This window comes from Paenibacillus allorhizoplanae (genome assembly GCF_927798215.1).
Taxonomy (GTDB): domain Bacteria; phylum Bacillota; class Bacilli; order Paenibacillales; family NBRC-103111; genus Paenibacillus_E; species Paenibacillus_E allorhizoplanae.
In genome coordinates, this window is record NZ_CAKMMW010000001.1 from 264,104 (window position 1) to 276,567 (window position 12,464).

Sequence of the window (12,464 nt, forward strand, 5' to 3'; positions counted from 1 at the left end):
GAATTTACGCGGTTCCTTCTGCGGTTTATCCTTACTACAGGTGGATCTATTCACTGAGCAAGCTATTAAACGATGAGTATGGGAGGAGAATGATTATGTCCATGAAGAGCAAGTATGCCTTACTATCACTCTTGGCGTTCGTACTTTTGTTAGCGGTTACATGGAATCCAACACGAAGTAGTGCTGCTGAACCGCCAACCGGCAAAGTCCGGATCAGCCACAACAATGACGCTTATTTCGCAGAGGTGACATCCATCTCGGATTGGAGCAATGTGAATAATTACAGCAAAAACGCCACGCAAGGCGGAAGTGTTTGGACGATTACGAGCATAGGAAATGGAAAGTATAAAATCGAGGCGGCTGGCAAAGCTTTAACCTTGAACAGTTCCACCGATTGGGATCCGGTAAAAACGGCAGCTTACAGCGGTTGGACCACACAACAGTGGACCATTACGGATCTGGGGAACGGGAATTTCAAGCTGGAATGTAATGGGAAAGCGCTGACCGGAGATACCGCTGGTAACGGAGTTACAGTGAAAAATGTAACGTATAGTGGCTGGACTACGCAGCAATGGAAGCTGACATCGGTGGATACAACGGGGTGGCCCTCAGGTTCATGGAACTGGGTATATCAAAATGTAGACAAGACCACACGTTTGGAAGTTGCATCTCGTGAGAATATTTTGATTATCGGCACCACCATTCATAATGTAAGCAATGATCTAGGTATGCTGATCTCCAATTCCAACCATATTCAAATAAAAAATTCGACTGTGAGGAACATCACCGACAATGGCAATGAATTTGGTATGGGGATGTATTTGTACAGGTCTGATAATATTGTGGTCGACGATTCCGTGATTAAGGAGCTGACCTGGACAGGCACTGACTTTCATGCGCATGCCATACATATTTATGGCGGAAGCAATATCACGGTAAAGAACTCGCAGATCTACAATGTAGACGGCAACGGCATTACGGTAGAAGCCGATAATGCCAACGTGCTCATTGACAATAACGATATTTATAGTACGGGACGCAATCCGTTCTCCTCCAGCGCTCCATACCACGGCATCTATGCGAAGGCTCCAGATATGACCATTCAAAATAATCGCATTCACGACAGTCTTGACGGATCCGCCATTTCGATGCGCAGCACGGGCGTCGTTAAAGGGAATACCCTGTACAACAACAAACACGCATCCATTGCCTACTGGCCGGATTATCCAAAAGGCACCAGCAATAAATTGGATATCATCAATAATATCATCTCGCAAGTTTCCTACACAGCTATCAATTCCAAGGCTTCCGGAATTGCTATCAATTATACGAGCGGCAAGCCTGCTGACAATTATTTCAACAATTTCTACATAGATCATAACCAATTAACCATCACTGACGGAAACAGTTACGGCTTGATCGCTTGTTTTCAAGCGACTGGCACCTGGTCCATCAGCAATGTCCAAGTTACGAATAACACTATGACCGACGGCCGCGTTACTCCTAATTATTTGGACGGTGAATCGTTCATGAGCGTCATATCAGGTAACGTAAATCAATGATAAAAACTACTAGTGAAGTCCAGCGAGGATGTGCGGCTGCGAATTTTGATTAACTGGAAAATATGTAGTTAAAACTGCCTTGTTTGTTCAGATCAGATAAAATAGTCAAAAATAACTACAGGCTATATTATATAAAGGGAAACTTCGCAACCCCTACTGAAAATACGAGGGACAGCGGAAGAATCTGCTGTCCCTCGTAGTAGTTCAGCGTTTATATTGTCCAGGTGTAACCCCTTGCATATCTTTAAAGATTTTGATGAAATATTTCGAGCTTCGAAACCCCGTTTTTTCTGCGATTTCTCTGACTTTCAACCGATCTTCCTCCAGATACTCACAAGCTTTCTTAACCCGCATTTCATTTAGTACATGGATAAAAGTTCGATCGGTACAGCTTTTGAGAATATGATTGACATAGGTGGTACTTAAGGAAACCTCTTCACACAGCTGCTCCAAAGACAAATCCTTCATATAATTCCCTTCCATATAGGCTATGATTCGATGGTAATATCGATATTGTCGCTCCAAAGCTCTCCCTCCTTTACGAAAGAAGCCACAGCCGAGAGATTTCAGCTGTGGCGCATGTCAGTTAATTCATAAACCCAAGATGCTGTAATACCCGCTTCATCATGACAGCAGCTTGAGCCCGCGTTGCTTCCGTGGAAGGCTCGAATGCAGTATCTGTCATACCGCTCATAATGTTCATGTTCAATGCTTCGCCAACAGCTGTGACCGCCCAGTTGGAAATAGCATTTCGATCGGTAAATTGGTTAAGTATGCGTTTACTGTTTACACTTGCTTTCTCTTTCCCATTTACCGTTGCCATTGCTCTAACCATCAGAACGGCTAGCTGCTCACGTGTCAAAGTTTCGTCCGGTTGAAATGTTCCATCTTCGAAGCCGTCGATTAACCTAGCTTTCACAGCTGCCCCGATTGATCCGGCAAACCAATCTCTACTAGAAATATCCGCAAAGCGCAACGCGCTTCGATCCTCCGTAAGGCCAAGCCCCCTTACCAATAAAGTGACAAACTCAGCACGTGTCATACGTCGATCCGGACTAAAAACATCTTTGCTTACGCCGTTCACAATCATCTTAGAAGCCAGCTGTTCGATATCCGCTTTCGCCCAATGCTGTCCAAGATCCATGAACGATTTATTCGTTTCGGCGATCGTGTAGATACTATTTCCATTACGGATAATAGTTACAGTCGTTTGGCCATCCTTGACCTTAAAAGTGGCTGGGACGAAAGTCAGGCTGCCAGTTGCCGGGTCATAGAGTAGAACCGTCGTCTGATCGATGTCCACAGATCCGTCTATAACAACGGAACGGGATACATACGTACTGCCGAAGTTGTCGATAACTTGCGACTTCCCGTTGCCTTCCACGCTGACGTGAAAGTCGACAGGTGCTGCCAGAAGCTTAACCCCGGCAACACGGGAGCTGTCTTCAATGGCCTTGCTCTCCGTGTCATCGACCTGCATGATGGAGACAACGATTTTTAAATCCTTGACATCAGTTCCTAGCGATTTCGCCGCATCTGCCAGCTGAATCGCCTTAACTGGTAATACATAACCGTATTTGCCAGCTTGGATGGAGATAGCCGCCAATGGTGTATTATTGGCGGCTTGAGTAATCGCTGATGCAGGCAGCACTACGCTCATACCCGCATACTCGGCATCCACATGAATCGTAATCATTTGCCGCGATTGTCCCTCGATCCTTTCAAAGGCTTGAGTCAATGTCTCCGAACTGACTTGCAGCTTGATAATCTTGGTACCGTCCGGTCGCGTCTCCGTTTCCCCTTCACCTGTCACTTTCACGCCGTCGACGTCATTCACAAGCACAGGATCGGAATCGGAAGGTGTGACTGGCGTGGTTGGGGCGCTTGGCGCCGAACTTGATTCCTCATCCGGTTCGCCTCCTCCAGCGCTAGGCAGAGGCGTTGTATCCGTGATAGTAACCACAAGCGATACATCAGCCCCTGCGCTGAATTCAAATTCCAGTGCCAAAGAACCTAACATTTGCGCAACAAGATATGCTTTTTTCAAGGTAACCCGGTTGCCGACAACCGAGTAGTCCCTTCCTTCCACTAATGTTGTACTTCCATCACTGATGCTTTCCAGACGGTTGCCATTCAAGGATACCGCTATCGCGATATCCTTGAATTCTGCGCTGTCCACATTTTTATCGAAATTTACTGCAATCGGGTCAATAGAAGCATCATGTACAGTTCTGTCATAGGTGTGAGTAACTACTTCGAGATACGGCTGTTTGTTTGTGTTTTCGCTAGAATATACAAACATTTTCCGCCCAACAAGCACTTCCTGAACAAGCGCCAGATCCAGCGTTGATCCGTTCCTCAGCTGCTCCCTCGCAAAATTTGTAATATCGTAGCTTTTATCAGCTTCTATACTCGTAAATCGATTTTCTCCTGAAATCGCCTTGCCCAGCGACGGCTTGTTTGTATACTTAGCCGAAGCTTCATCCCAGCTAGTGAGAACAGGCTTCACAACGGTGTCGACGAAGGTGCCGCCGGTATCTTCCAATTTTCCTGTCGCATGGAACTTAACCGATTCAATCTCTCCAGCAATACCGCTCAAGTCAAATGTAAAATAAGCTTCCCGGAAATCGTCTCCCCCCGCGTTCTTCACATACAGCTTCGTATCGTTGCCATACGTATCCTCTTGATAAATACCGGAGCGGACAAACGTATCCTTGCCCGGAAACCGTGTCGTTGCCGTCGGATTCGCCGAAGGTACCAGCACTTGCACTTTTGCCGTCTTCGTAACTCCATTCAGATCAACTACAGCTTCAATCTCAGCTGTGCCAGGACTGATTGCCGTGATGGTTCCTGCCGAATCTACAACAGCAACTGTCTCATTACTGCTGGAATACGATACGCCTGCCTGACTTACATCCACCGCACCTTGATCATCCAAGGTTGCGTTCAACACCACAGCTGTGGAGCTTCCAATTCCGAGAACACGGAATTCAGCATCAAATTCTGCCGAATCCAGAACAGGAATCGTAAAGTCAGTGACTTCAGTAGACGGATCGAACGTGAAACTCACGTTATGAGTTTTCCCTGGGTCTATCGTCGTATCCACCTCGAACTTGATCGTCGGAGACAGCTGGAGTACTGTCACTGTACTATCCTTGCTGATCACGCCTATGCCCTGCTTCTTGATCTCGAAGCTGATTTTATTCTGCTTGTGGCTCGGATCAGAAACCGCTAGCTGCAGTTCATTTCCAGCTTCCTTTACCATGAGGGAAGAGGGATCATTCGCTTTTACGCTGCCCAATATCCCTCGCTTCCAGAAATTCATGCCTGTGATGCCCAATGTCGTATCCGTTGCAGCCTGCACATCAGAGGTATTCGATAGGATCGTTACATCTGGTGTCGCACTATAGGCAGCCACATCTGCTGCGTCCTTCTTGGGTAGCTGAATATAGCTGTATGCCGCATCGTGAGGTTGAACATCGTGATTCAACCATAGCGTCATGTAATTCCGCGTATGCCAGATATGGAAGAAGTCGAAGCTAGCCATCGCTTCTATGTTAGTGCCTGTGCCGCTTTGCGCATAGAGCCCCATTTTCACACCCATGTTGAGCCGATCCGTACCGGCCAAGGAGTTCGTAAACGTGTAAAGCGGTTCGCCCCAAGACGCTTCACTTCCGCTGGCATAAACTGTGTACTGGTCGCCGCTCTTGTCAATCTTCAGGAATACATCCCCCGTCACTGCTGTAGGGATAGGGAAGTCAACAGCCTGAGCAATCCCACCGATCTCGTTGACGGCGATAATTCGGCTGCCCTGAGCGGTCATCCCTTTCGCCACGGATACATAATTATCGTCATCCTTGCGAATGATGATACCTGCTTCCTGCCCCTGCTGCGTCGGCGTGAAATCTAACGACGTTGTTAAATAGAAATCTTCCTTAGGAGCTGCGGTCTGGAACAGGTTCGGAGTAGAATTGGCGCCCTCACGCAAGGTTCCCTGCTGTGAAGTAATTTGCAGCTCGGTACCTGTCAGCGTATAATGCGTCCGGTCCTCACGAAGCCATGACCAGTTGGTTGCACGGTTGACACTGTTGAATTCGTCATAGCCAGGGAAGAAGAACTTCTCGTTAATATCTTTCGATTTGCCTTCCCGCTCTTCTCTTAACATCTGAACATCCGAACCACCGGGGAATACGTATCCCCCTGTACCGTCAAGATGAATCCACTGGGTGTCGTCCAGCTGCGTTTGCTGTCCCATGGACGTATGATCAACCGTCCCATTGACAGTTAGCGCATTGTCACCAGTCGCATTCAAGGGACGATTGTCGACAATCGTCTCGATCGGTCTATCGGAGGAACTATTGATGCCTGCGCCTAACGCCACAATTTCATCGTCAAACATAAACCAAGACTTCTTAGCCGAAACATCCATATCCGAATAATGATGTTGTTTGAAGTCCATTCCTGCCGTACCGTATTCACGATCCATCGATACGCCGCCAGTCCAATTGTTTGTCATCAACTCTCCGTCACCTGCAAACTTGCTAATATCCACATAGGGACGGTTGGCGGATGTAGCTGCAGGCCGATTCACATCTCGGTCGACAGTAATACCTGGCAAACGGCTTGGATCTACCGTGGTCCAGAATACAGACAGATAATCCAAGGGATCTAGGTAGAGCTGTGTCATGCCGTCGGCTTCATACCAGCCCTTCAGGTTTTCATTGCTTACAGTCTCATAGTTCGCTATGCGGTCAGAGTGCATCGAGATGCTGTACAGCCAGTCGTTGCCTCTGTGAACCACGTTGTCTTGATTGTAGAAATTAAAGTTGCCACTCGGCGGCGTGTAAGCCTGAACCGTCGGGTCATTTAGAATTTTCTTAGCTTTTTGCATACTCCAGATGGTTGATGTGCTCAGAAAAGATCGGACGCTGGCGTTTTCAATATGGTATTTGATCGCGCTTTTCTGCCTATCCACAAATGGGTTTCCCGCTAGTTCAATCTGTGTCAGCAGCGCATTGACGATGCCATATCCTAAGAAGGTATACTCTCTGGATATTTCCCTGCCGTCGATCGCATTGATGATTTGTCCCTCGTACATGTTGGGGTCGAACGCTTCAAAGTACCAGTCGAAAATATTCGACTTCTGTGGATCTTCATTATCCCATTCGCTGCCGCTTACTAACCATAAGGTATCCGTAATGTCCTGTAGAAGCGCTTTACCGTATCCACCGGCATAAGGGAAATAATCGTGCTGAATGAAGGAACCGTCATCATAGAATCCGTCACCGGACTTCACATTCGGGAACACATCCGTCAATCCTTCGGAGCCCATTTGAATTCTACCGCTGTTCTTTCCAGTAATTCCTCTCAGAATTATAGCCTTGCTGATGTACACGCGGTTTGCCCCCGTGTAAGACGCCGAAGGATCGAACTTATCAATCCCCCGGTTCAACTTATCGATTAGATCAGGATGGGCGCTGTATGGAATCGTCTCGTATAAAAGGATCATGGAGTCATTAATATTGTTGGGCACATTGACCCGCCAATCGAACCAATTGTCATACATGGCGATGTTCTCGTTATAGCGCGTCGCATTGAAACGATCCCAGCTCTCGATAATGTCGTGAAGCATCGCCTCATTTTGATAATAAACCGAACCGTAAGTCGCCCATGCCTTAGACATCGCTCTCAGCCTGGACGATGCTGTCGCCAATTCTACCGACTTGGTCGTTGACGTCAAATCCGCCCACGTGTAGGTCGTCATATTCAGCGAGTCCCAGTAGTTTTTGGCATTGCCGTCCAAGGAACGGATAATCAGATTGATATCCGGATCGTTCACATCATACGAATCGTCGGGGTCGTAGCCGGTCAGCTTCTGAGCATACTTGAGTCTCAGCTCATCATACTGATCTTGAGCAACAGGGTACACCCGAATCAACACGGGTGACGACTCTTGCGTAATGCCATCCAGCGAAACAATCGCTTTAATATGGGCCGGTCCCGCATAGACCGCGTTCGCCACACTATTTCCTGCACTCGCGAACGCGAGGCTGCCGCTGTTGCTAACATAGGTAACGTTAGCCTGTGACAGATCCGCCGTAGATCCGTCTTTCATCTTTCCGGATACAGTAAACAAAACGGTTTGTCCTGGCTTCACCATATCCGTGCTAGGAGACAGTATGACCTCCTTCAGAATATTCAGCTCCTCGTAGACGAACGTGTAGCTTGTTCCCGTCGAGAGGTTGCCCGCCATATCTGTTGTCTTCAAAGTGAACGTATAGGACTGTCCAGCATTCAGATTGGCTGCTTGGAAGGCACCATTGCCTTTGGCGACAGTGCCGAGGATCGTGCTCCCATTATAAATGCTCACACCTGCATAATCGGCATCCACTGGATCCGTCCAAGTCAGCGTGTACTCACCGTTAACCAAGCTTCCCGACAGACTAGTAACTTCGGCAGGTGCTGCACCGTCAGCGGTGAGCAAAATGGTAGCCGTCTTTGTGACACCATCCAGTGTGACGGATGCTGTGATATTGGCGGTGCCGTTAGAGACGGCCCTAGCTACACCAACAGAGGGGTTATCAATTACGATATGCGGACTATCGCTCGAATACTGGACGGTCGCGCCGGACAAATTTGCTAGCGTATTCGTATCCAACATCCCCGTTTGTGTGAGGTTTGTCGTCTGGCCCAGCCCGATTGATGATGCGTCGGATTGTAGTGTAACTGTCTTCAAAGCAGGCGTACCGTTAATTACAAGATACGGTTTGGCTTTTTGGCCTGTTGTATCATTAACGCTGGTGGTATGCGATTCAAGTCGGATCAACGCATTCGAGCCCGCTACGGCAAAAGTGGCAATTTTATTCGCAGTAAGCTCACTTTGGATAAAAGCGGTCACGTCTAGGCTTGCCCAAGCAGAACCTGATAGGTTAGGGGGGAATGTCATGGAACCGATTACATTATTCCCGAGACTAGGCTTCGTATTCCAAGTAATCGTGCCCTCATTCCAATTGTCGGCATTCGGTGTATTCACGCCATATACCTTTGCGGTTACCGTGTTAGGTGCAGTTTCAGAGTTTCTACCGTACAAGTACAAAGTAGCCGACGTGATATGCTCGGGATAATTGGTTAGATTAAATTGCAGATAAGCCTCCCTTGTAGCTTCTTTGACGTTCAGGTATTGAGGTTTATTTGCGCCATCCCCACCATTAATCATATTGCTATAATCGGGACTAGAAACCGTTTTCCTCACAAAGTTATCTTGGGAAGCGATTACATTGTATTGCTGGGCAGAAGCTTTCGCGATAGGAACGCCAAGTCCAGCGAACATGCTGATAACAATCGTCAAGGCTAACACAGCAGACAAGCCTCTTCTTGCAAATATTTCCATTGTTAAACCTCTCTTTCTAAAATGGAGAGGCAGCCCATGATCATAGGACTGCCTCTTTGAGAACTCATCATCCGTATCTTATTTTTTTACTTTGGCATACCACTCTCTTGCACGCTTCGTTACTTCTTCACCGCCGGACTTATTCCACTTCTCGACGAATTCATCAAACTTGCTGATCGGGTATTGCCCAAGGATAATCTTAGTCGCGTACTCAACATACAGTGTACGGTTATTAATATCAGCAAAGCCATCATAGATACTTGCAGGCAAACCGTCTCCCGCAATCGTTTTCACGTATTTCTGATTCTCCGCCATGTTTCTTGTATTTTGCCCTAACGCCCATAGACGCTCAGGTGAAGTCGCATTTTTCAACAAATTGGTTTTGTATTCCAACGTATCTAGATCGTTAAACGGCTGGAACAGCTTATTCTCTTGCGTGCTTTTATCTGGGGCGATGGACACTTTTTTGCCGTCCTTCACTTCATGGTGCATACCTTCAGCACCGTAGAATAGATTCTCCCATTTGCTTTTGTCATACAGATTATTCAAAAGCTTCATGGTAGCCATCAGCTTCTTCTGATCCTTATTGTTTTTGACAACCCAGATCGGGCTCCCCATCTTCTTCTGTGTATAGAAACCTTTGAATCCTGGTACTTCTGGAATAGGTAGAACAGAGTAGTCACCCTTCACGTTGGTGTTTTTGAAGATTTTCTCCACATGTCCACCAGCATCCTCAGCCCAGTGATAATAAATGCCTACCTTATCGGAATCGATTTTGCCGTCCCATTGCGCCTTGTTATTCAAAAGGGTCTCTTTATCCAGTAATCCGTCCTTATACAGCTTGGCAATAAACTCCAACGATGCTTTCATATTTGGCGTCACAGCTGCGTAAGTCAACTTCCCATCGTAGATGTCCCAGTCCGGTTTACCTTCGTTCATAGCTACGCCATACATGGCGAACAATTCATCCATCCATGCTGCCTGCTCACGACCGCCTGTCGGAAGTTCATCTTTCTTGCCGTTACCGTTCGGATCCTTATCCCTGAATGCTTCCAGCACTTTGACAAAATCTTCTTGCGTCTTCGGCATCGGCAATCCGACTTTATCCAGCCAATCTTTACGGATCAGTCCGCCCATTCTTCCATAATCCAGCACACCAGGCACATAATAAATGCGACCTTGACCTGTAGGATCGTTAGCCTTCACAATATCCCACACATCTTTGGGAATCGCATTCCATAGATTTGGTGCATATTTGGGAAGGAGGTCCGTCAAATCCGCAATAGCACCATTCTTGGCTAGGCTTGCTTCCATACCTTGTTGTGGAAAGAACATATCTGGCATTTCATTCGCTGCAATTTTCAAATTCAATTGATTCAGGTAAGATGTCCCGCCGTTCCATTCCACATAAGGGTGGATGACACCGACACCGAGTTCCTTTTTATAAAACTCATATAGCTTGCTGCCTTTCTCAATTGGCTTAAATCCGAGATTCGAGTACCAGACTTCAAGATCTACCAGTTCCTCGGTTGCAGCTGTTGCAGATGGGCTCTTGGATTGACTTTGGCTGCCTGTCTCTTCTTTCTTGGCACAGCCGCTGAATACGGATACCGCCATTGCTGCAGTTAACGTAATTACACTAAGCTTCTTCCACGACATTCGTGTATTCCCCCTATATTGGTATTCATATTTAATAGCCCTTGGGGCTTCTAAACCGTGATGGATTACCCTTTCACTGAGCCGATCATGGCTCCTTTGACAAAGTATTTCTGCACGAAAGGATAGACGAGAACAACTGGGATAATGGCAAATACAACAGTAGCAGATTTCAATGTGCGTTCACTATAATTAATATCCATAATGGACTCGACAAAAGGCATTTCATTCGGATCGGTTATAAACTGTCTGATCTTCAACTGGAGCGGAAACCAATCCGGATTCTGGATGAAAAAGAGAGGATGTTGGAATTGGTTCCACACGACAACCCCATAGAATAAAGCCAGTGTCGCCAACACAGCTTTGGATAGCGGAAGCACGAAGTAGAACAACATTCGGAAGTAGCCGCAACCTTCCATAAAAGCCGCTTCCTCCAGTTCCTTCGGGAACTGTTTAAAGAATGTCCTCATAATAATGAGATTAAAAGGACTTAATATATGAGGAATGACCAGCACCAACGGATTGTTATACAAGCCAATGCTTCGTACCGTAAGAAAGTATGGGACGATTGGCGCCTTGAACACCATCGTAATGACCACCGCGACCATGAGAATACCTGCGGGAAGAAATTCTTTTTTAGATAAAGGATACGCTAAGAGTGCAGTGACCAGCAAGGCGAGAAATGTGCTGATAACGGTTGTAAACACTGTCAAGATGAAGGATCTCCACAAGTCCCATCGCGCAAGCAAATATGACCATGAGTCAAACGTGAATCCCTTGGGCCAGATCGTCACTAGGTTTAAATCCACGGCCCGGCTCGAACTGAACGAGATTGAGATGACCGACAGGAGTGGAATCAAGGCAATGACAGAGAAGATACAAAGCAGTACCAAGATTCCATATCCAAACGCCTTTTCACTTCTGGACAAATGCATAATTACCAAAGCCCCCCATCTGAAACTTTCCTGGACAATCGATTAAACGTGTAAACCAGGATAAATCCGATGATTGACTGAAATAATCCAACGGCTGTCGCAAAGCTGTATTGCGCTTGCTGAATACCCGTCCGGAACACATAAGTATCTAGGATATCTCCGGCACTATATGTCATTGGCGTCAACAGGTTATATACATGATCGAAGCCTAGTTCCATAAAATTCCCGATTTCCAATAGAAACAGAACAAGGATCGTCGGAAGCAGCAACGGGAATGTCACATGTTTCATCTGTTTGAATCTCGATGCGCCATCCATCATAGCCGATTCGTACAGCTGCGGATCAATTGAACTGATCGCCGCCATGTAGACGACCGTGCCCCATCCGGCATCTCTCCATAGTCCAGTAAGAACATAGATTGGCCGGAAATACGAACTTTCTTGCATGGCTAAAACTGGATTAAAGCCGAACCAACCGATGACCATATTGAACAATCCACTCATTGCGAACAAATCAAAAGCGATTCCTGCTACGATAACCCATGATAGAAAGTGCGGGATATATAAAGCAGTTTGAATCCCTTTCTTGAGTGCAGCCTTCCTGACCTCATTAATCATCAGGGACAACACGATCGGTACGGGGAATACGAACAGCGTCTTTAATATGCCTAAAATGAGTGTATTGGTAAACACCCGATTGAAATCTGGGTAATCCAGCAAAGTCTTAAAGTGCTTGAAACCAACCCAAGGACTGTCCATAAAGCCTTTAAACACCGAGTAATCCTGAAAAGCGATAAGCGATCCAGTTAATGGAATGTACTTAAAAATAATAATAAAAGCCATACCAGGGATAGCCATCACATAAAGCGGCCAATAGCTTCTTATATTGTGCCAAAGCAATGAGACAGGACGTACTCCCGTT

At 46.7% G+C, this 12,464-nt stretch carries 6 protein-coding genes; 1 reads left to right on the forward strand and 5 read right to left on the reverse strand.

The window, feature by feature from the left end; genetic code table 11:
• Positions 1-95: 95 nt before the first annotated feature.
• Entirely contained in the window at positions 96-1,562 is a 1,467-nt protein-coding gene (locus tag L6I86_RS00940) for a right-handed parallel beta-helix repeat-containing protein (protein ID WP_236284041.1), read from the forward strand.
• A 204-nt stretch (positions 1,563-1,766) separates the two neighbouring features.
• On the opposite strand, the gene L6I86_RS00945 is transcribed toward L6I86_RS00940, so the two are convergent.
• The 5 genes from L6I86_RS00945 to L6I86_RS00965 form a co-directional block, all read right to left on the reverse strand.
• Entirely contained in the window at positions 1,767-2,087 is a 321-nt protein-coding gene (locus tag L6I86_RS00945; protein ID WP_236284042.1) for a helix-turn-helix domain-containing protein, read from the reverse strand.
• A 61-nt stretch (positions 2,088-2,148) separates the two neighbouring features.
• Positions 2,149-8,952 carry a polysaccharide lyase family 8 super-sandwich domain-containing protein gene (locus L6I86_RS00950; RefSeq protein WP_236284043.1) on the reverse strand — a complete coding sequence of 2,268 codons (6,804 nt, stop codon included), beginning with the start codon at positions 8,950-8,952 and terminating at the stop codon, positions 2,149-2,151.
• Between the two features lie 78 nt (positions 8,953-9,030).
• Positions 9,031-10,611: an extracellular solute-binding protein gene (locus L6I86_RS00955; protein WP_236284044.1), complete on the reverse strand. Its 1,581-nt coding sequence runs from the start codon at positions 10,609-10,611 to the stop codon at positions 9,031-9,033.
• 65 nt (positions 10,612-10,676) lie between these two features.
• Entirely contained in the window at positions 10,677-11,543 is an 867-nt protein-coding gene (locus L6I86_RS00960) for a carbohydrate ABC transporter permease (protein WP_236284045.1), read from the reverse strand.
• A gap of 2 nt (positions 11,544-11,545) precedes the next feature.
• Positions 11,546-12,400 carry an ABC transporter permease gene (locus tag L6I86_RS00965; RefSeq protein WP_420851832.1) on the reverse strand — a complete coding sequence of 285 codons (855 nt, stop codon included), beginning with the start codon at positions 12,398-12,400 and terminating at the stop codon, positions 11,546-11,548.
• Between the last annotated feature and the right edge of the window lie 64 nt (positions 12,401-12,464).

Excerpts from the sequence above, each read along its gene's own strand:
- L6I86_RS00965 (WP_420851832.1), bottom strand. The coding sequence starts at position 12,400 with ATGGCTATCCCTGGTATGGCTTTTATTATTATTTTTAAGTACATTCCA.
- L6I86_RS00940 (WP_236284041.1), top strand. The coding sequence starts at position 96 with ATGTCCATGAAGAGCAAGTATGCCTTACTATCACTCTTGGCGTTCGTA.
- L6I86_RS00960 (WP_236284045.1), bottom strand. The coding sequence starts at position 11,543 with ATGCATTTGTCCAGAAGTGAAAAGGCGTTTGGATATGGAATCTTGGTA.
- L6I86_RS00955 (WP_236284044.1), bottom strand. The coding sequence starts at position 10,611 with ATGTCGTGGAAGAAGCTTAGTGTAATTACGTTAACTGCAGCAATGGCG.
- L6I86_RS00950 (WP_236284043.1), bottom strand. The coding sequence starts at position 8,952 with ATGGAAATATTTGCAAGAAGAGGCTTGTCTGCTGTGTTAGCCTTGACG.